Annotated in this window: 20 protein-coding genes; 12 read left to right on the top strand and 8 right to left on the bottom strand. The window is 46.3% G+C overall.

Annotated features, from left to right (window positions below):
• Positions 1-8 precede the first annotated feature (8 nt).
• From KNP62_RS11955 to KNP62_RS11940, 4 genes are read left to right on the top strand one after another with little or no spacing between them, the layout of a single operon-like run.
• A complete protein-coding gene (locus tag KNP62_RS11955) occupies positions 9-1,115 on the top strand; it encodes an ABC transporter ATP-binding protein (protein WP_214785666.1) in 1,107 nt (368 codons plus the stop codon).
• Positions 1,102-1,923 (top strand): ABC transporter permease, encoded by an 822-nt coding sequence (locus KNP62_RS11950; protein WP_074033108.1) that lies wholly within the window; start codon positions 1,102-1,104, stop codon positions 1,921-1,923. Before KNP62_RS11955 ends, KNP62_RS11950 begins: the two co-directional genes overlap by 14 nt.
• On the top strand, positions 1,920-2,714 hold the full coding sequence (locus KNP62_RS11945; protein WP_074033109.1) for an ABC transporter permease: 795 nt from the start codon (positions 1,920-1,922) through the stop codon (positions 2,712-2,714). Before KNP62_RS11950 ends, KNP62_RS11945 begins: the two co-directional genes overlap by 4 nt.
• Positions 2,711-3,781, top strand: coding sequence for an ABC transporter substrate-binding protein (locus tag KNP62_RS11940; RefSeq protein ID WP_214785665.1), 1,071 nt, complete (start codon positions 2,711-2,713; stop codon positions 3,779-3,781). The genes KNP62_RS11945 and KNP62_RS11940 overlap by 4 nt, the downstream gene beginning before the upstream one ends.
• Positions 3,782-3,821: 40 nt before the next feature.
• Here KNP62_RS11940 and KNP62_RS11935 read toward each other — a convergent pair whose 3' ends face one another.
• The 3 genes from KNP62_RS11935 to adh all read right to left on the bottom strand — a co-directional run bounded on the left by KNP62_RS11935 (position 3,822) and on the right by adh (position 6,553).
• Complete coding sequence (locus KNP62_RS11935; protein WP_214785664.1) at positions 3,822-4,547, bottom strand: nuclease-related domain-containing protein; 726 nt, start codon at positions 4,545-4,547, stop codon at positions 3,822-3,824.
• 121 nt (positions 4,548-4,668) lie between these two features.
• The gene (locus KNP62_RS11930) at positions 4,669-5,031 is read right to left on the bottom strand and encodes a DUF779 domain-containing protein (RefSeq protein ID WP_214785663.1); all 363 of its coding nucleotides are present in this window, start codon (positions 5,029-5,031) and stop codon (positions 4,669-4,671) included.
• Position 5,032: 1 nt separating this feature from the next.
• On the bottom strand, positions 5,033-6,553 hold the full coding sequence (gene adh, locus KNP62_RS11925) for an aldehyde dehydrogenase (RefSeq protein ID WP_214747121.1): 1,521 nt from the start codon (positions 6,551-6,553) through the stop codon (positions 5,033-5,035).
• Positions 6,554-6,776: 223 nt separating this feature from the next.
• Here adh and KNP62_RS11920 point away from each other — a divergent pair, with 223 nt between their 5' ends.
• Entirely contained in the window at positions 6,777-7,310 is a 534-nt protein-coding gene (locus KNP62_RS11920) for a YceI family protein (RefSeq protein ID WP_214696307.1), read from the top strand.
• A gap of 26 nt (positions 7,311-7,336) precedes the next feature.
• On the opposite strand, the gene KNP62_RS11915 is transcribed toward KNP62_RS11920, so the two are convergent.
• A complete protein-coding gene (locus KNP62_RS11915; protein ID WP_026826711.1) occupies positions 7,337-8,320 on the bottom strand; it encodes a metal-dependent hydrolase in 984 nt (327 codons plus the stop codon).
• Positions 8,321-8,408: 88 nt separating this feature from the next.
• On the opposite strand from KNP62_RS11915, the gene mutY reads away from it, so the two are divergent.
• The 4 genes from mutY (at position 8,409) to KNP62_RS11895 (ending at position 12,275) form a co-directional block, all read left to right on the top strand.
• A complete protein-coding gene (gene mutY, locus KNP62_RS11910; RefSeq protein WP_214785662.1) occupies positions 8,409-9,443 on the top strand; it encodes an A/G-specific adenine glycosylase in 1,035 nt (344 codons plus the stop codon).
• The gene (locus KNP62_RS11905; RefSeq protein ID WP_214785661.1) at positions 9,430-9,855 is read left to right on the top strand and encodes a hypothetical protein; all 426 of its coding nucleotides are present in this window, start codon (positions 9,430-9,432) and stop codon (positions 9,853-9,855) included. Before mutY ends, KNP62_RS11905 begins: the two co-directional genes overlap by 14 nt.
• Positions 9,856-9,944: 89 nt before the next feature.
• Positions 9,945-10,487: a nucleoside tri-diphosphate phosphatase gene (gene ntdP, locus KNP62_RS11900; RefSeq protein WP_015880896.1), complete on the top strand. Its 543-nt coding sequence runs from the start codon at positions 9,945-9,947 to the stop codon at positions 10,485-10,487.
• Positions 10,488-10,526: 39 nt separating this feature from the next.
• Positions 10,527-12,275, top strand: a complete 1,749-nt coding sequence (locus KNP62_RS11895) for an ABC transporter ATP-binding protein (protein ID WP_214785660.1) — start codon at positions 10,527-10,529, stop codon at positions 12,273-12,275.
• A 34-nt stretch (positions 12,276-12,309) separates the two neighbouring features.
• Here KNP62_RS11895 and KNP62_RS11890 read toward each other — a convergent pair whose 3' ends face one another.
• The 3 genes from KNP62_RS11890 to KNP62_RS11880 form a co-directional block, all read right to left on the bottom strand.
• Entirely contained in the window at positions 12,310-12,705 is a 396-nt protein-coding gene (locus KNP62_RS11890) for a thiol-disulfide oxidoreductase DCC family protein (RefSeq protein ID WP_214785659.1), read from the bottom strand.
• A gap of 53 nt (positions 12,706-12,758) precedes the next feature.
• Positions 12,759-13,991, bottom strand: a complete 1,233-nt coding sequence (locus tag KNP62_RS11885; RefSeq protein ID WP_214785658.1) for an MFS transporter — start codon at positions 13,989-13,991, stop codon at positions 12,759-12,761.
• Between the two features lie 118 nt (positions 13,992-14,109).
• On the bottom strand, positions 14,110-15,408 hold the full coding sequence (locus KNP62_RS11880) for a glutamate-1-semialdehyde 2,1-aminomutase (protein WP_214785657.1): 1,299 nt from the start codon (positions 15,406-15,408) through the stop codon (positions 14,110-14,112).
• Between the two features lie 191 nt (positions 15,409-15,599).
• Here KNP62_RS11880 and perR point away from each other — a divergent pair, with 191 nt between their 5' ends.
• A complete protein-coding gene (gene perR / locus KNP62_RS11875; protein WP_031421138.1) occupies positions 15,600-16,031 on the top strand; it encodes a peroxide-responsive transcriptional repressor PerR in 432 nt (143 codons plus the stop codon).
• A gap of 36 nt (positions 16,032-16,067) precedes the next feature.
• On the opposite strand, the gene KNP62_RS11870 is transcribed toward perR, so the two are convergent.
• Positions 16,068-16,427 carry a YgzB family protein gene (locus tag KNP62_RS11870; protein ID WP_015880902.1) on the bottom strand — a complete coding sequence of 120 codons (360 nt, stop codon included), beginning with the start codon at positions 16,425-16,427 and terminating at the stop codon, positions 16,068-16,070.
• A gap of 103 nt (positions 16,428-16,530) precedes the next feature.
• Between KNP62_RS11870 and KNP62_RS11865 the strand changes: the two genes are divergently transcribed.
• Positions 16,531-17,469 carry a nucleotidyltransferase-like protein gene (locus tag KNP62_RS11865; protein ID WP_251125700.1) on the top strand — a complete coding sequence of 313 codons (939 nt, stop codon included), beginning with the start codon at positions 16,531-16,533 and terminating at the stop codon, positions 17,467-17,469.
• Positions 17,470-17,508: 39 nt separating this feature from the next.
• Positions 17,509-18,681: a PstS family phosphate ABC transporter substrate-binding protein gene (locus tag KNP62_RS11860; protein ID WP_214785656.1), complete on the top strand. Its 1,173-nt coding sequence runs from the start codon at positions 17,509-17,511 to the stop codon at positions 18,679-18,681.
• Positions 18,682-18,973 lie beyond the last annotated feature (292 nt).

The raw sequence follows: 18,973 nt of genomic DNA, 5'->3' as shown, positions 1-18,973 counted from the left end.
GAAACAGCATGAATGCAGAGACAATTATTCGTTTTGACCACGTGTCAAAGCGTTACGACGACACTGTCGTCCTAGAAGATATCAGTTTTGAGATTGAGCGTGGGAAGTTTTATACGCTTCTCGGTCCATCGGGATGTGGGAAGACGACAATCCTACGTCTCATCGCCGGATTTACCGACGCGACTGAAGGTGATATTCACTTCAGTGGGAAGCGAATCAACGATGTACCCGCCAACAAACGACAAGTGAACACCGTATTTCAAGATTATGCGCTGTTTCCTCATTTGAACGTATTTGAAAACGTCGCGTTCGGTCTCCGCATTAAAAAGTTGAAAGAAGCAGACATTAAAGCGAAAGTAGAGCAGGCTCTCAAGTTTGTTAACTTAGAAGGATACGGCTCGCGCGAAATCGATGAGATGTCAGGTGGGCAACGTCAACGTGTCGCGATCGCCCGCGCAATCGTGAACGAGCCAGAGGTCATCCTCCTCGATGAACCGTTGTCTGCCTTAGATTTGAAACTTCGTACAGAAATGCAATATGAATTACGTGAGTTGCAACAACGTCTCGGCATCACCTTCATCTTTGTCACACACGACCAAGAAGAGGCGCTCGCGATGTCCGATGAGATTTTCGTCATGAACAACGGGAAAATTGTTCAGAGCGGGACACCGACTGATATTTACGACGAACCGATTAACCGATTCGTCGCAGACTTCATCGGAGAATCGAATATCGTACCGGGTGTCATGCCAGAAGACAATGTCGTCACGTTCGCTGGCAAAACGTTCGATTGCGTCGACCAAGGGTTTGACCGTAACGAAAAAGTCGAGGTTATCATTCGTCCGGAAGACTTGGAGATGACATCCATCGATTCTGCGAAACTGATTGTCGATGTTGATTCACAACTGTTCCGCGGCGTTCACTATGAGATTTGCTGTTACGACCAAGAAGGGAACGAGTGGCTCGTTCACTCGACGAAGAAGTCGACCGTCGGATCAAAAATCGGATTGACGTTTGACGAGGAAGCGATTCACGTCATGCGATTAGGAGAGACAGAAGAAGAGTTCGACCGTCGTCTCGAATCCTATGAGGAGGTCCCTCATGAATCAAACTAACCAGACCGCAAAGACGGTATATTTGACGACATATTGGATTTGGATTGCCTTATTCGTCGTCGCGCCACTCGTCCTCGTCGTCTATTACTCGTTTTTTGATATCGACGGGAACTTGAGTTTAGAGAACTATCAGACGTTCTTCTCTTCGACGTACTTGTCGATGACGTTATCATCATTTTGGTACGCGTTCCTGATTACGTTTTTCTCACTACTCGTCGGGTACCCGACGGCGTACTTGTTGACGAAGACGAAGCATAAACAGCTTTGGCTCTTGCTCATCTTGCTTCCGTCATGGATTAACTTGTTATTAAAAGCGTACGCGTTCCTCGGGATTTTTGGAACATACGGCATCACGAATCAGTTTTTAGAGGCGATTGGGATTGGGACGAAGCAGATTCTCTTCACGGACTTCAGTTTCGTCTTCGTCTCGGTATACATTTTCATTCCGTTCATGATTTTGCCGATTTACAACGCGATTGAAAAATTACCACCATCTCTCGTCTATGCATCACGCGACCTAGGTGCATCGAACTGGACGACGTTCCGACGTGTCATCTTCCCGTTGACGCTTGACGGCGTCAAGTCAGGGATTCAAATTGTCTTTATTCCGGCGTTGTCACTCTTCATGATTACACGCCTGATCGCAGGAAACCGTGTCATCACGCTCGGTACGGCGATTGAACAACAATTCCTCGTTACGCAAAACTGGGGGATGGGATCTACGATTGCCGTCTTCTTGATCTTGGCGATGGTTCTCGTCATGGTCATCACGCGTGACTGGGGTGCGAAAGGAGCGGTCCGTCGATGAAACGTAAACGCTTTAAACTATCAAACCTATATTTGGCGGCCGTGTTCTTCATTTTATACGCGCCAATCTTATATCTCGTCTTCTACTCGTTCAACAGTGGCGGGACGATGAGTAACTTTGAAGGATTCACGCTCGAGTGGTATAAGTCACTCTTCACTGACACGCGACTTCTCGTCATCGTCTTGAACACGATCGTCATCGCCCTATTATCGGCGACAATTTCGACCGTGCTCGGTGTCATCGGGGCACTCGCCATTTATACGGCGAAACAAAAGTATACGAAGACATCACTCTTGTCATTGAACAACGTCTTGATTGTCAGTCCGGACGTTATCATCGGGGCATCGTTCTTGATTCTCTTTACGATGCTCGGGATTCAATTAGGCTTCTATTCGGTTCTCTTGTCGCACATTGCGTTCTCGGTTCCGATTGTCGTCATCTTGGTGTTACCGAAACTTCAAGAGATGAGCCCGACGCTGATCGATGCGTCGCGTGATTTAGGGGCAAGTACATGGGATGTGTTGACGAAAGTCATTCTCCCATATATCACACCAGGTGTGTTCGCCGGATTCTTCACGGCACTCACGTATTCGTTAGATGACTTTGCGGTCACGTTCTTCGTGACAGGGAACGGGTTCACGACACTTGCAGTAGAAGTCTACTCGCGGGCTCGTCAAGGAATCTCGCTTGAAATCAATGCGTTATCTGCGATTTTGTTCGTCTTCACCCTCATCCTTGTCATTGGATATTATGTGTTGGCGCAACGAGGAGCAAAGGAGGTTAGACGATGAAAAAATTAATCATCATGCTGGCTGTTCCGGTGATTGTCAGCTTCGGTCTCCTTCTTTGGATTCAGCAATTGAACGCTGCGCAAGGGTTTGGTGGCGACAATACGCTTGTCGTCTATAACTGGGGAGACTATATCGATGAGGATTTGATCGGTGAGTTCGAAGAACAGAGTGGACTAAAAGTTGTCTATCAGACGTTCGATTCGAACGAGGCGATGCTCACGAAAATTGAGCAAGGGGGTACGGCGTTCGATGTAGCCGTCCCGTCAGACTATGCGATTAGTAAAATGATTGAAGAGGATTTGTTGCTTCCAATCGACTACGAGAAGCTTGAGAATTTCGATAACATCGATCCACGCTTTCTCGACAAATCGTTCGACCCAGGTAACAAGTACTCGGTTCCTTACTTCTGGGGAACGGTCGGGATTGTCTATAATCCCGAAATGGTCGATGGTGAAATCACATCGTGGAACGACTTGTGGGAGATGCCGCTTGAAAATGACATCCTTCTTGCAGACGGAACACGAGAAGTGATGGGCTTCGGCTTGAACTCGCTCGGCTATTCGCTCAATACGACGAACAAAGATGAGTTGATTGAAGCGGAACAAAAGTTAGAAACGCTTTGGCCGAACATCAAAGCGATCGTCGGGGATGAGATTAAAATGTTGATGGCAAACCGTGAAGCAGCAGCGGCTGTCGTGTGGTCTGGAGATGCATCGGAAATCATGTACGAAAATGAAGAACTGACGTATGTCATTCCAGAAGAGGGGACGAATCTTTGGTTCGATAACCTCGTGATCCCGAGTACGGCACAAAATGTGGACGGTGCGCATCAATTCATCGACTTCATGCTAGATGCCGAGATTGCAGCTCGTAATACGGACTATGTGGGCTATTCGACTCCGAACGAAGCGGCACTCGAATTTTTAGATGAAGAAGTCACGTCAGATGAGCGGTTCTATCCATCTCGTGAAGTGACGCAAGAACTTGAAGTGTATGAAAACTTAGGGAAGCGGATGAACGCTTACTATAACGAATTGTATTTACGCTTTAAAATGCAGAGCAAATGACAACACATCCCTCACTCATTACGAGTGGGGGATGTTTTTTTTACCTCTTATAGGCTGATTCGATGTCCTGGACATGTTTCATCATGACAGCTGCGTCGACTTGTGTGAAAGATAATAAGGTCTCATACAGTTTCATTTGTGTATCTTGGTCAAAGACGAAATCTTGATAGGTGGTCAACTGTTTAGCCCATTGTTGACGATTCAAAACGGGAACGTCTGATGACTCAATTTGTTTGAGTGTAGAACGATTGCTGAATACAATCCATGAATGGAGATATGTTCGGTCGAGCCCGAGAACTTGCTCAATGGCTTTAAGATGTAATTCATTTTGTTTGATTGGATTGAAGAAGCGATGTTTTCTCCGACGTGGGAGTGTCTGCGTCCAGTATTGGTCACATGCACGCCCAAAAATCCATCCGCTATAATTTTTGGATTCAATGACGTGAATTCCAGCCTGATTGATGAAGATGACATCAATTTCTGTTGTTCGATCTTTCTTAGAGGGATGAGGCAAATAAAGATTCGTCAAAATAAGAGGTTGAGAGAATGTTGACTCGATGTCTGCCACACACAAATATTCACCATAAAGTCCTGTATCTTGAATGACTTTGAGATATGAATGCCGTGTCTGTTCATAGTATTGACTTCGTTTGTAGCGTCTAACCTTATAGACGATGATGGCTGCGAGTACGAGAAAAATCGGGGTGAAAATCACAAGCAAGGTCACAAATATATTCTCTAATAATTCGGTGAGTAATGTAGTCATCGAATGCCTCCCTTTTTCTCCACTATACATAAGAAATCAATCATATATGTATATTTTTTACAATTGAGGAGAATCGTTTTTTTTGAAATGAGAAAGGACCCATCGAAATGGGTCCTCGTGATTATATTTCATGCTTTAGCGCTTCACGCTCTTCTTCTGTAAAGACTCGAGAGCGTCCTAAAAATCGTTTTCCTTCGACACCCTCGAGGGAGAACATACCGCCTCGACCATCGACCACATCGATAATGAGTTGTGTATGCTTCCAATAATCATATTGTTTCTCGTGGATATAGAATGGGGTATCTCCAATTTCACCAAGGAGCACATCATGATCGCCGACCATGAACTCGTCGCGTGGAAAGCACATGGGTGAACTTCCATCACAGCATCCTCCCGATTGATGAAAAAGAAGTGGACCGTGTTTCGATTTTAGACGTTCGATCAGTTCGAGCGCGGCGGGGGTGGCCTCGACTCGTTTCACCATCTTAGAAGAACCCGAGCTTCTGTTCGCTGTAGCTGACGAGCATGTTTTTCGTCCGTTGATAATGGCCAAGCATCATCTTATGATTCTCGCGTCCAATCCCAGACATTTTGTAGCCACCGAACGCAGCGTGTGCCGGATATGAATGGTAGCAGTTGATCCAGACGCGGCCTGCTTGGATTTCACGACCGAACCGATAGGCACGGTTCATGTCACGTGTCCAAACGCCTGCCCCAAGTCCGTAGAGCGTATCGTTCGCGATGGCGAGTGCTTCCGCATCATCTTTGAACGTCGTCACCGATAAGACCGGTCCGAAAATCTCTTCTTGGAAGATGCGCATTTTGTTATGACCTTTGAAGATGGTCGGTTGAATGTAATATCCATCCGCGAGGTCTCCATCCATCATGTTGCGTTCTCCACCGATGAGACATTCTGCGCCTTCTTCTTTCCCGATCTCAAGATATGAGAGGATTTTCTCCATTTGTTCGTTCGATGCTTGTGCACCCATCATGACGTCCGAATCGAGTGGGTTGCCGAGTTTGATCGCTTTGACGCGCTCGAGCACGCGCTCCATGAACTTGTCATAGATGGATTCTTGAATTAATGCACGAGACGGACACGTACACACTTCACCTTGGTTCAAGGCGAACATCACAAGTCCTTCAATCGCTTTATCGAAGAAATCATCATCCGCTTCCATGATGTCCGCGAAGAAGATGTTCGGAGATTTCCCGCCAAGTTCGAGTGTGACCGGGATGATGTTTTGTGAAGCGTACTGCATGATTAAGCGCCCCGTCGTCGTTTCTCCCGTGAAGGCGACTTTATCGACACGATCACTCGATGCGAGGGGTTTACCTGCCTCAAGACCGAAACCGTTTACGATGTTCACGACACCTGGTGGCAATAAATCTTCAATCAGTTCCATAAGGACCATGATAGAAGAAGGTGTTTGTTCGGCTGGTTTTAAGACGACACAGTTTCCAGCTGCGAGTGCCGGAGCAAGTTTCCATACCGCCATCAAGATTGGGAAGTTCCATGGAATGATTTGAGCGACGACGCCGAGCGGCTCATGGAAGTGATAGGCGACTGTATCGTTGTCGAGTTCGCTGATTCCGCCTTCCTGTGAACGGATCACACCGGCGAAGTAACGGAAGTGATCAATCGCGAGTGGAAGGTCGGCATTGAGCGTTTCCCGAACTGCTTTACCATTCTCCCATGTTTCTGCATATGCGAGCATCTCGAGATTCTCTTCCATGCGATCGGCAATTTTATTCAAGATGACAGAACGTTCCGCGACGGACGTTTTGCCCCAATCCTCTTTTGCTGCATGCGCAGCGTCCAATGCGAGTTCAATATCCTCTTTCGTTGAGCGGGCGACTTCACATAATACTTTCCCATTTACAGGAGATGTGTTTTCAAAGTATTCTCCACCAGCCGGTGCGGTCCACTTTCCGTTAATAAAGTTCTCGTAACGGTCCTTAAACTGTACTTTCGTTCCTGCTGAGTTCGGTACTTCATAAATCATGTTCGTTCCTCCCTTTTCATACGAGATAGAGGAGTTATGTATGCGCTTACATTTTTAGGTAAGCGAACGACTCCCTTTTTTTATCGTAACGGTATGTTGTGATAAAAGTCAAAATTTTTCGACAATAATTTGTCAATCTTTTGTAAAAACGTTTTGAAGTCAAGGTTTTTGGTAATCAGTACATTGTGTACATCATTCAATTACCTATAAGGAGTGAACTAACATGGCAAAGACATATCAAGTTGACCCGGCGCACAGTTCCATCACCTTTACCGTTAAACATATGATGATTTCAAAGGTAAAAGGCGAATTTAAAGAGTTTGATATAGAAGCGAACGGAGACCCGAACGACTTGGCAAATGCGAGTGTAAAAGTTACGATTCAGGCAGCATCCGTGGATACAAACAATTCGGATCGAGACAATCACCTTCGTTCAGGAGACTTCTTCAATGCAGAAGAATATCCACATATCGTGTTTCAATCGACATCATTCCGCTCGAAAGGCGGCGGTGAGTTTGAGTTGACAGGGGATTTGACGATTCGAGGAACGACAAGGGAAGAAACGTTCGAAGTCGAGTATGAGGGAAGTGCAAAAGATCCATGGGGGAACATGAAACACGCGTTCTCCGGGGAAGGTTCTCTCAACCGAGAAGATTATGGATTGACATGGAACCAAGCGCTCGAAGCGGGAGGTGTCCTCGTCGATAAGAAAGTCAAATTTGAGTTCGAGCTGCAGTTCACTGAAGCTGAAGCATAAGAAAAGTCGCTCATCTGAGCGACTTTTTATTGTTCGTATACTAGTTTTTTCTGAAGGCTGTCTTCACTGAATACCCAACCAGTAAAGGAAGACAATACTTCGTTCGACTGTTCGTCTACGATGACGACAGCAACGAACGGATACATATTTTTCGAGAAATAACGTAGATTCGTGAAACGGTACTCGATCATGCCGTTATGGCGTGTCACGGTATATGTGTGAATTTTTGAAAACTCGAGGAACGCCTGCAGATCAGCATTTTTTCGAGCTTCGACGAAATGCAGATCTTCTTCCCCAGGCATCGGTTTGTCGCGGAAACGACCACACTCGATAACTTTCCCTTTTTTCACTTTCACGGCTCCGAGACCATCGCGGAAACGGACGGCGACGTGCCAATCATCCCAACCGATTCCTGGTGAGATGAATAATTCATGTGCACCGGCAAAGTGTCGTGCCACGGTAGCGAGCGCACGGTTACGCAATTTAAACTGAATTGCATAGTAACTAATGACAAGCGCAATGAGCAATGCAAAAATAGGGACAGTCGCACCGGTAATCATCCATAATGCATATGCACCGTAATAAGCAGAGAACAAGTACGGATCAAACGTTCCGATGACACCCCAGCCGATCCATTTTTTCGAAAATGGCTGTAGTGCTTGCGTCCCGTAAGCGTTGAACAAGTCGACCGTGACGTGTAACAACACAGCGATTTGTGCCATTACCCATAGGGAGGCGGGATTGACGCCAAGCACCGTACCGATGACGGCACTGACGATAATCGGCCAAGCAAGCAGTGCGGTGATTCCATGTGAACGACCGCGATGTTGGCGTAAATACGTACTATTTCCTTTTAACTTAAAGACGGTGTCGAAGTCTGGGGCATGCGAGCCGACGAGAGCCGTGGCTGTCATGGCCAGAAACATCTGTGCATCACCTGACACTTCCGGGCTGAGCGTCGCGATGGCACTTAAACCAAGTCCCATACCAATGTGTGTCGCAGTATCCAATGTGCTTCAGCACCTCCATCAATAAACACAATATAACGTCATCTATTCCTATTTATCATACAATATTTTTAAAACGAGGGGAAACACAATGCTTAATCTTGATAAATTGTTCACAAATTATAATATTCATCAATTCAATGAGGAGTTGGTCACATGGTTCAATCGTGAAAAGCGCGATTTACCTTGGCGTCATGCGAAAAATCCATATCGCGTCTGGGTGAGCGAAGTGATGTTGCAACAGACCCGAGTCGACACGGTCATCCCATATTACAACCGTTTCATGGAACGATTCCCGACACTTGAGGCGCTCGCTTCCGCAGAGACAGAGGAGGTCGTCAAATATTGGGAAGGGCTCGGTTATTACTCCCGCATCCGAAACTTACACGAGGCGGTCAAAGAAGTCGCTTCTGTTTATGATGGAATCGTACCCGAAGAGAAGGAACGTTTTGAAAAGTTGAAGGGAGTCGGACCCTATACAACAGGAGCGGTGTTGTCGATTGCTTACAACCAACCGGAACCAGCAGTCGATGGAAACGTCATGCGCGTCATGTCCCGACAATTCGGGATCTATGACGATATCGCCGTACCGAAGACACGTAAACTTTTTGAACAAGTCGTTCGTCGTTTGATGGACCCGACGCATGCGTCCGATTTTAATGAAGGCGTCATGGAATTAGGGGCGACGGTCTGTACACCGAAAAATCCCATGTGCTCGCTCTGTCCGGTCCAAGATACCTGTTATGCGTATGCGCATCATGTACAAGATGAGCTACCGGTCAAAACGAAAAAAGGAGCGGCACGTGTCGAAATGTATGACGCGCTATGCATCGAAAAAGACGGGAAAGTCGCCTATGAACAACGACCGGACAAAGGACTACTCGCTGGGATGTGGCAATATCCGCTTACCGAACGAGGAACAGGGGAACAGGTAAACGGAACTTATCTCGGGCAAGTGAAACACGTCTTCTCCCATATCGTCTGGTATATCGATTTATATCGAGTCGATACGCTCCCGACCGATGATGTCGTTTGGTTAGACGCCTCAGAGCGCGAGGTGAAGACGGTTTCTGTGGCTCAACAAAAACTAGAACGATTGGCAGGTGGTGAAAGTGAGACGGTTTGATGTAGAGTCGACATACGATACGACGGTTGATACGCTATGGGATCTATTACAGGATGCTTCGCTTTTGACGAAGCTGACAAAGTTTCCTAAAGTACGTTTAGTGGGGGATGGTACCTCGGTCGAAGGCAATGAAGTGAAGTTGTTAATAGGGGTCGGTCCAATAGAATTGCCTTGGAATAGTGCCATCACGATTTCAGGGAACCGGGCGTTCTGTGATCAAGGGAAAACACTGCCGTTTCCGTTCAAACGGTTCACGCACGTGCACCGTGTCGAGTCGCGTGACGGAAAGGCGGTCATGATTGACGAAGTGACGTTCGATAGCTATGTCCCGAACATACTCGTCGAATATTTCGTGCTTCGTCCGATGTTTCAGGAACGGGCACGGGCCTTCCAAAAAACACTAAATTCATGAAAATAAGAGATTTCCTTTTTCATTGGTTCTGAAAGTCGCTATAATTAAATATGAGAATTGTATAGCATCACAGCGGAAAGGAGGAGCTTATGAGCTTATTTCCCAAAGCAGGTAGCAAAATCGAGATACAGAGCTACAAGCACAACGGAACTTTGCATCGCGTTTGGGAAGAAACGCTCGTCCTTCAGTCGTCAAAAACGGATATGATCGGATTCAACGACCGCATCATGGTCAGTGAGTCAGACGGTCGGCAATGGAGAACGCGTGAGCCGGCAATTTGCTACTTTTCATCTGAGTATTGGTTCAATGTCATCTGTATGATTCGCGAAGACGGGATTTACTACTACTGTAATCTAGGTTCGCCGACTACATTTGATGGGGATGAACGTGCCATCAAATATATCGATTACGATTTGGACATCAAGGTGTTCCCGGATATGTCGTATACGATTTTAGATGAAGATGAATATGAGCGGCATCGTCGCGAGATGAATTATCCGAAAGCGATTGATCGAATCTTGAAGCAGAACGTGCAAGAACTGATCAACTGGATTCGAGGACGGAAAGGGCCGTTCAACCCAACATTCGTCGATGAATGGTATCGCGAATACGAAGCACGTTACCGGAGATGATTCCTCATCTCCGCTTTTTTTCTTAATGAAGGAGGAACTATGGGTAGTATTAAACGTTATCTGCAATTTGTTAAGCCTTATAAAAAACAAATTGCCCTAACGATTTTCGTCGGGATTTTAAAGTTTTCCATCCCGCTCGGATTACCGTTACTTTATAAATATGTCATCGATAATTACTTGGTGGAAGACGCACCGAAACAGGACTACACGACGCTCGTCTGGTTGTTCAGCATCGTCTTCTTCATTTTCCTAGTCTTCAAGCCGCCGATTGAATACTTGCGTCAATATTTGGCGCAGTGGGCTGCGACCCGTGTCTTGTTCGATGTGCGGAACAGACTGTTCGATCACGTCCAGAAGTTGTCACTTCGCTATTATTCAAACAATAAGACAGGTCAAATTATTTCTCGAATCATCAACGACGTCGAACAAACAAAAGACTTCGTCATCACTGGCTTGATGAATATTTGGCTAGACATGATTACCATCCTCATCGCAATCGGGATCATGTATACGATTGATCCACAACTCACATTGATTGCCATCTTACCACTTCCGTTTTATGCGTTTGCGGTACGTTATTTCTATGGAAGGTTGCGTCGTTTGACGCGTGAACGCTCAGCAGCGCTTGCTGATCTTCAGGGACATTTGACAGAACGTGTGAACGGAATGGCGGTCATTCGGAGTTTTGCGCTAGAGCCATATGAAAACAAGGCGTTCGAACAACAGAACGGCGGGTTCTTGAATGCGGCGCTTAAACATACGAGTTGGAATGCCAAAACGTATGTCGTCGTGTCAACCATCACAGATATCGCGCCGATCCTCATCTTCACAACGGCGTCGTGGCTCGTTATTCAAGAACAGGTAACGCTCGGTACGCTCGTTGCGTTCATTGCTTATATTGACCGTCTCTATGCGCCGCTCGGACGTCTCGTCAACTCGGCGACGACACTCACGCAGTCGGTCGCTTCGATGGACCGTGTCTTTGAATTCTTGGATGAGACATATGATATCGAGGAGAAACCGAACGGATTCGTCCCACTGTCGACAGCGGGTAAAATCGATCTTGAGCATGTGAGCTTTTCATATGAGCAAGACGGAACACGAGCATTGAACGATGTGAACCTTCAAATTCGTTCTGGGGAACGCGTAGCATTCGTCGGGATGTCCGGTGGCGGAAAGTCCACACTGGTCAGTCTGATTCCACGCTTCTATGACGTGACGGATGGAAGGATCAAAATCGACGGGGTCGATGTACGTGATTTCAAATTGCGTGCGCTCCGTGACCAGATTGGAATGGTCATGCAAGACTCGGTCCTCTTCAGTGAATCGGTCGCGATGAACATCCGCATGGGGAATCCGGATGCGACGGACGAAGAAGTCATCGCAGCGGCGAAGGCTGCTAACGCTCATGAATTCATTTCGAAACTGCAAGATGGATATGCAACACCGGTCGGGGAGAAAGGTGTCAAGCTTTCCGGAGGACAAAAGCAACGACTCGCAATCGCTCGTGTGTTCTTGAAGAACCCTCCGATTTTGATTCTAGATGAGGCGACGAGTGCACTCGACTTAGAGAGTGAAGCGATGATTCAAGACTCGCTTGCTCGTCTGACGAAAGGGCGTACGACGTTAATCGTTGCCCATCGCTTGTCGACGATCACCGACGCCGATCAAATCGTCGTTGTCGAGAACGGACAAATCATGGAGACGGGGACGCACGAACAACTGATGCGTCGTCGTGGTGCCTATTATGATTTGTATATGATTCAAGATTTAGCCGTAGTTGAATAACGAAAAAGTCGAGTCCTGATAGGGCTCGACTTTTTTAGTGGTCTAAAAATCGTTTACGTACATTGGGGGAAGGGAGCGTGCACACTTCCTTCTTCCCGAATAGACGTGTTCGATGTTTGGCGAAGAGATCATATCCGCGATCACGAATCCATTTGGGTACGAATCGGATGAATCGGAGCAGGCGCCAACGGCCATCAAGGTGCTCGGCAATCCGAATCGCTGCGTCTGATTTCAAGTAAGGAACACCTTCTTCAATGTAGACGATACTGTCGACTGATTCTGGGATTCGGTGTCGTGCTCGATACGAATGACCGACTTCGCTTTGGAGCGATGCGAAGTGAATCGAGGCATGTCGGTCGTGACGAATAATGAACTGGACACTGGCATCGCAAAAGTTGCAGTCTCCATCGAATAACACAATCGCAGGCAAGTGCTTCGCCTCCTTCATCGTACTGTTTTACCGTTTTGTCTTCATGTTAAACGTCAAGCCGCGAGTTGGCGAGCGGGTTGCATCTTATATAGCGATACATAATACAAGTAAGCACCGAGGGCACCAAAGATAAAGATATACCCGCTCATGAAGATAGGACCGATGAACGCACCGACGACGATACCGGCTGCCGCGACGAGTTTGGCACCATGGAACGTCAGGCCACCGAATGCAAGATAAGAAGCGCGTCGCTCAGGGTCGAGCAAATCGACTTGTTTCACTTGTCGAATCGGAGAGTAAAGAAGTTCACCAATCGTAAAGATGATCGCAAGTGCGGCGAGAACGATGAAGGAATTCATCGATGTGATGGCGGCATAGGCCGTCACGTACAACGATAATCCAACGAAGAAGACGGCTTTCTCTTTAAACCGCTTGACGAATGCGGTGACAGCGAACGTGATGGCGACGACAAGCAACGTGTTTTCAAGTTGCATAAAAGCCATCATGCGTACCCCGTCAAATGGTATTCCGAGAATTTGTCGACTTTCAAATGACTCGGCTAAATGGACACCGATGTAATTCGCCATATGAAACTCGGTCGAAAAGACGAGCATACTTCCGAGGACGAAGGTGATCCAACGACGGTCGCGCAACGCGATTTTATAGTTTTCGATGACCCCGTGAATCGGATTTGACGGAGTCGAACGGTTCCCAGTATACGTATCGACCAAATAACGTTGAAGTACAATCGTCGTGATTGTAAGAACGATTGTCATGCCGATGAAGAGAGCGAAGCGATGGTCTCGATAAAAGGCACCTCCAAGCATGACGCCTCCTGCGATGGCCAAATTGACGAGCCAATAGTCATATACATAGATGGCTTTTCGATTCGACTCCTCCATTGAATCGATGACGATCGCCTCGAGTGCCGGATAGTTCAACCCGTTCGACACGGCATGCCCGAAGTAAAGGATGGCAACGACGAGTGCCCAGTTATTCGATGGGTGAATGGCGACGGTCATACCAAGAAAACAGATGATTTGAATCACCTGACCAATTTGTAAGATAACTTTCCGATTGAAACGATCGGAGAAGTACCCACCGAATAGGCCGGTCAAGTAGCCGACGATCACGAATGACGTCATGATGATTCCGGCGGGCACTTTGCCAAGTTCTTCTGAAAAGTAGAGCGCCATGAATGGGAAAATGGCAGAGCCAACAATCCGAATGCAGAATCCGCAAACGAGTCGCAAGCGGACGTTTAATGGAAAATCCTTAAATTTCATATTCTGAGCACCTCCTTGGTTCTACTGTAATGGGGTACGATACATGAAAAAAAGAGACATTTTTAGTGAAGATGTCCCCTTTTAGGCAATAAAAAAGAGATGCTCATGCATCTCTTTCTCACAACTGTGCAAACGAGCGGTTGACCGCTTCGATTGTCTCGTCGATATCTTGTTCCGTATGTTCTGTTGTGAGGAACCAAGCCTCATATTTCGACGGAGCCAAGTTCACACCGTTTTCAAGCATCAACTTGAAGAAACGTCCGAACTTCTCACCGTCTGATTTCTCTGCACCGTCGTAATCAGTAACGATTTCATCCGTGAAGTATACCGTGAGCGCTCCCTTCAAGCGGTTAAGCGTGATGGTCACATCATGTTTGTTCGCTGCTTCACGGATCCCTGCCTCAAGTCGCGCACCGAGCGTGTCTAGTTTTTCATAAACGCCAGGCTGTTCGAGCACTTCGAGACAAGCGATTCCCGTCGCCATCGAAGCCGGGTTTCCTGCCATCGTGCCGGCTTGATATGCAGGTCCGAGTGGTGCGACCGTCTCCATGATTTCGGCTTTTCCGCCATAGGCACCAATCGGTAGGCCGCCACCAATGATCTTCCCGAGCGCCGTCATATCCGGTTCGATTCCGTATACTTGCTGAGCACTTCCGTATGTGAAGCGGAATGCTGTGATGACTTCATCATAGATGACGAGAGCACCATGTTCGTGTGTGATGTCATTGACAGCCTGGAGGAAACCTGGCTTCGGTTCTACGATTCCGAAGTTCCCGACAATCGGTTCGACGAGCACGCATGCGACCTGGTCTCCCCATTCCTTCATCATCTCGCGATACGCTTCGACGTCGTTGAATGGGACGGTGATGACTTCTTTAGCTGTGGCTTTTGTCACACCTGCTGAGTCTGGAGAACCGAGTGTTGCCGGACCACTACCTGCTGCAATCAGCATGAGATCCGAATGTCCGTGGTAACAACCGCTGAATTTCACAACGAGTTCACGACCGGTATAAGCACGGGCGACTCGAACTGTCGTCATCACGGCTTCTGTTCCGGAGTTGGTGAATCGTACCTTATCCATAGAAGGGATGGCTTGTTTTAGTTTCTTGGCAAACTCGACCTCGAGACGGTGAGGTGTTCCGTATAATAAACCCTTTGAAGAAGCGTTCATAAGCGCTTCATGAATGTGTGGATGGGCATGGCCGGTAATGATTGGACCGTATGCCGCCAAATAATCGATGTAACGGTTGCCGTCTACATCATAAAAATAGGCACCTTCGCCTCGTTCCATATAAACAGGGGCGCCGCCACCGACCGCTTTAAATGAACGGGATGGACTGTTGACACCTCCGACGATGTGAGTGAGTGCATCTTGGTATAATGCATCGGATGACTGACGATTTGATGAAGTAGTCATATGTATTGCCTCCTTATTCAAATTCGCACTTATTGTATCATAGCCGTCAACCGCATAAGCTCAGTGTTTGACGAGTAGTTGAGAAATCAGTACACTATTTATAAAGATTACTATGTAAGAAATAAGTTAATGTTCAAAACTATTTCGCATGAATTTTATAGAAGAAATGAGGGATTGACGTGGGAAGCGAAATGCTTGACCATGCTGTTCAGTCGCTCCGGGAACATGGAGTCAGAATGACGCCTCAGCGCCAGGCCATTTTGGAGTACCTCGTCACGGAGCACAGTCACCCTACAGCGGATGACATTTATAAGGCACTTGCCGCACGGTTTCCAAACATGAGTGTGGCCACTGTATATAACAACTTGCGCGTCTTTAAAGAAGTGGGTCTCGTTCAAGAGATGAACTATGGGGACGCCTCTAGTCGCTTTGATTTTGTGACGTCAAAACACTATCACATCATTTGTGACACGTGTGGAAAAGTCGTCGACTTCAACTATCCAGTGTTAGATGAAATCGAATCGGTCGCATCTCAATTGACTGGGTTCAAAGTCGATCGTCACCGCCTTGAAGTGTACGGAACGTGCCCGTCTTGCCAATCTGAGCAATCACAAACACATTAAAAACCACATCCGAATATTCGGATGTGGTTTTTTGTATCAGTCAGTTTGTTGCGACTGACGCTTGTTATATTTTTCATCAAACTCTTTACCTTCAAGTGAGCGGTCAATTGTGAGCGGTTCATCACAATGCATACATAAGTCGACGCGCCCGAGCATTTTCGTCTCTTTCTCACAGTTCGGACACGTGACGATGATTGCTTTTGTCGAGGCCATCCCGACGATGAAGTAAAGGGCAGAACTTGCGAGCACCATGATAAATCCAAGGAGCATAAAAATAATCATGAGCCAAGTAATGGATTTGGCGAGAAGTCCGAGATACATGACACCGATTCCGCCAAAAATCAGGAGTAACGCTATATTACGTGCACGGTTGATTTTGTTCCCCCGTTTTTTCATAAGTGAATCCCTCCAATAGTCTGTCTCTATCATAGCTCATCTTCAAACGGGTGAGAAGTTCCTGCACTTTTTCGGCAGGAGTTTTTTGAAAAGAGGGCGAATCTTGTTCGTATCGAAAATGACAATCGTCATATATAGTCAACTTACGATTGGGAGAGAAGGGGTCCAGATGACGATGGAATATGCGACTCGCACTATTTATTCAGAATATGCTGCATTAAAAACAACGCTAGGAATTATTGAAGTGAAGAAAAAACGAGCACGTGATCCGTTGACGGATCAATCGGACCGTCTGCTCATTGTCATTGAAGCGAGACCGGATCCATTTTGGACGGTAAAACATTATCAGGTCGGTCAAGAAAGAATCGTCTTGCACGTCGTTAGTGACTCGATGATGGACAGATGGATTGTCTTAAATGAAAACCGACGCGCGATTCATTGGATTGAAGACGGAATTGTTCTATTTGAACGGAATGAATACATCTTAGAATTGCGACAACGAAATCGTAATTTGACGAATAGAGAACAACGTCTTCAACTGTCGCTTTCGTTTGCGAAACTATTGCGTCGTTTTGAAGATGGTCGCTACTTATTTTTAGAAGGCGAATTCCAAGATGCCTTTACCCAGATTCACCATGCGCTCACACACTTGGCGCGACTTTCGATTCTAGAGGCTGGAATTCATCCTGAAATTGTTTTGTGGGAACAAGTCAGAGCAATCGATCTGGAAATTTATAAGCTGCACGAAGAACTTGTCGGGGGACAAGAGACACTTGAGCAACGAATCCATCTTGTCGTGATTGGAATGGAACATTTGATTCAATCAAAAGTGTTGCCCGGCACACTATTGTTACTTCAGACGATGCAAGAAAAAGAGGGGGCTTGGACGTTCTCCGAATTGATGGATCATCCAAACTTAAATGAGCTTCGTGTCGACCTCGGAAGTATCATCGGATTTTTAGTGAGAAAAGGATATGTTCGTACGGTCACGAGACCGACAAAGGGAGTTGGAGTAGAAGCAGTACTTTATGAGATTGCCTAATTCCACGTATGTAAGCATGATGAGGAGACGATACGTCGCATGAAATTTTTGAAGTTTAGCATCGGAACGATTTTCATTCTATTTGTCACGTTTGTGATTTCCGTCGTTGTCGCTCTCTTTACGATGGGAGACCCAATCACACAAGGACGCCCCATTCTTTGGACGATTTGGTATATGGCGGCTCTGTTGATTGTATGTATGGGGCTTTACGATTTTTCTCCTTTAACGAATCATAAAGTGAAACGGGTCCTCGGTTGGGGAGTTTTATCAGGTGTTCTTGTATTCGCTTCTGTCAAAGGGTACTACATGTATCAAGATCATTTAAAAATCGAAGAGCGTGGTGTAGAGTTGATTGACTATCAGCCGTTTACGAATTCGGAGCGATTGGCGAAATTGAATCATCCAACATCCGTTTCATTCGTAAATGGCGTGCCACGGTTGGATGGTGCGACAGCCCTTTACCCGATGTATGCTTCATTCGTAGAAGCGGTGTATCCAAACTCAGGAGCGTATGATCCGTATAATGATCAAGTGAGTAAAGTCGTCTCGACGACAACACCAGAAGCGTACAGTCGATTGATGAACAATCAAACGGACTTGATTTTTGTAGCGGGTCCGTCCGATCGTCAGTTGCAAGTCGCCAAGCAAAAGGACGTATCTCTACATATGACACCTGTTGGTAGAGAAGCATTTGTTTTCTTCGTTCATGAAGATAATCCGGTCGAATCTTTGACGATGGAACAAGTCCGTGGAATTTATGCGGGTGACATTCGCAATTGGAAAGAGGTCGGTGGCAGCTCCGAAACCATTCGTGCTTTCCAACGACCAGAGGATAGCGGTAGTCAAACAGCGTTGCAAAAGATGATGGGTGAACGGAAGTTGATGGCGGCACCGGTTGAAGATGTCCCTGAAGGAATGGGTGGAATCATTCAACAAGCCTCATCGTATCGAAATCATAAAAATGCGATTGGATTCTCATTCCGATACTATGCGACAGAAATGGTGAATGATCATAAAATCAAGTTACTTCGTATAGAAGGAATCGAACCAACTGTTAAAACGATTCAAGACGGATCTTATCCGCTGACCTCTGAATTCTACGCAGTCACTACGGAAGAAAAAGCAGAACAATATGATGCTTTTCTAGCATGGTTAGGTAGCGATGATGGTCAGGCGTTGGTTGAAAAGACAGGTTACGTTCGTCTTAAATGAAACAGGTGATCAAGGTTTACTTTTCGTCTTATAAACGAAGAGTAAATCTTTTTTTAAATTTTATTGTTTTTTGTATTGACGAAGTGGTAAATAGAGATTATAGTTATAAACGTTGTCACGGCAAAAGATTATTTCAGAAAAACAATTTGTGAAAAAAGTTGTTGACGAAAACAATTGAAACGTGATAGATTAATGAAGTCGCCAAGAGCGGCAGACGAACTTTGAAAACTGAACGATGAGGCAAAAATAAGTTTTACAATTTTTGAATGAAGCGCAAGCTTCGTCAATTTAA

The sequence above is a fragment of the Exiguobacterium sp. s183 genome (assembly GCF_018617655.1).
In the GTDB taxonomy this organism is placed as follows: domain Bacteria; phylum Bacillota; class Bacilli; order Exiguobacteriales; family Exiguobacteriaceae; genus Exiguobacterium; species Exiguobacterium aestuarii_A.
This window is presented reverse-complemented; position numbering and strand designations above follow the sequence as displayed.

Bases quoted from the DNA above. Each gene is read 5' to 3' on its own strand.
- KNP62_RS11930 (WP_214785663.1), bottom strand. From the start codon at position 5,031: ATGGTGAAACGAGTCGAGGCCACCCCCGCCGCGCTCGAACTGATCGAA.
- KNP62_RS11940 (WP_214785665.1), top strand. From the start codon at position 2,711: ATGAAAAAATTAATCATCATGCTGGCTGTTCCGGTGATTGTCAGCTTC.
- KNP62_RS11955 (WP_214785666.1), top strand. From the start codon at position 9: ATGAATGCAGAGACAATTATTCGTTTTGACCACGTGTCAAAGCGTTAC.
- KNP62_RS11860 (WP_214785656.1), top strand. From the start codon at position 17,509: ATGAAATTTTTGAAGTTTAGCATCGGAACGATTTTCATTCTATTTGTC.
- KNP62_RS11920 (WP_214696307.1), top strand. From the start codon at position 6,777: ATGGCAAAGACATATCAAGTTGACCCGGCGCACAGTTCCATCACCTTT.
- mutY (WP_214785662.1), top strand. From the start codon at position 8,409: ATGCTTAATCTTGATAAATTGTTCACAAATTATAATATTCATCAATTC.
- KNP62_RS11950 (WP_074033108.1), top strand. From the start codon at position 1,102: ATGAATCAAACTAACCAGACCGCAAAGACGGTATATTTGACGACATAT.
- perR (WP_031421138.1), top strand. From the start codon at position 15,600: ATGCTTGACCATGCTGTTCAGTCGCTCCGGGAACATGGAGTCAGAATG.
- adh (WP_214747121.1), bottom strand. From the start codon at position 6,553: ATGATTTATGAAGTACCGAACTCAGCAGGAACGAAAGTACAGTTTAAG.
- KNP62_RS11895 (WP_214785660.1), top strand. From the start codon at position 10,527: ATGGGTAGTATTAAACGTTATCTGCAATTTGTTAAGCCTTATAAAAAA.
- KNP62_RS11935 (WP_214785664.1), bottom strand. From the start codon at position 4,547: ATGACTACATTACTCACCGAATTATTAGAGAATATATTTGTGACCTTG.
- KNP62_RS11945 (WP_074033109.1), top strand. From the start codon at position 1,920: ATGAAACGTAAACGCTTTAAACTATCAAACCTATATTTGGCGGCCGTG.
- KNP62_RS11880 (WP_214785657.1), bottom strand. From the start codon at position 15,408: ATGACTACTTCATCAAATCGTCAGTCATCCGATGCATTATACCAAGAT.
- KNP62_RS11885 (WP_214785658.1), bottom strand. From the start codon at position 13,991: ATGAAATTTAAGGATTTTCCATTAAACGTCCGCTTGCGACTCGTTTGC.
- KNP62_RS11870 (WP_015880902.1), bottom strand. From the start codon at position 16,427: ATGAAAAAACGGGGGAACAAAATCAACCGTGCACGTAATATAGCGTTA.
- ntdP (WP_015880896.1), top strand. From the start codon at position 9,945: ATGAGCTTATTTCCCAAAGCAGGTAGCAAAATCGAGATACAGAGCTAC.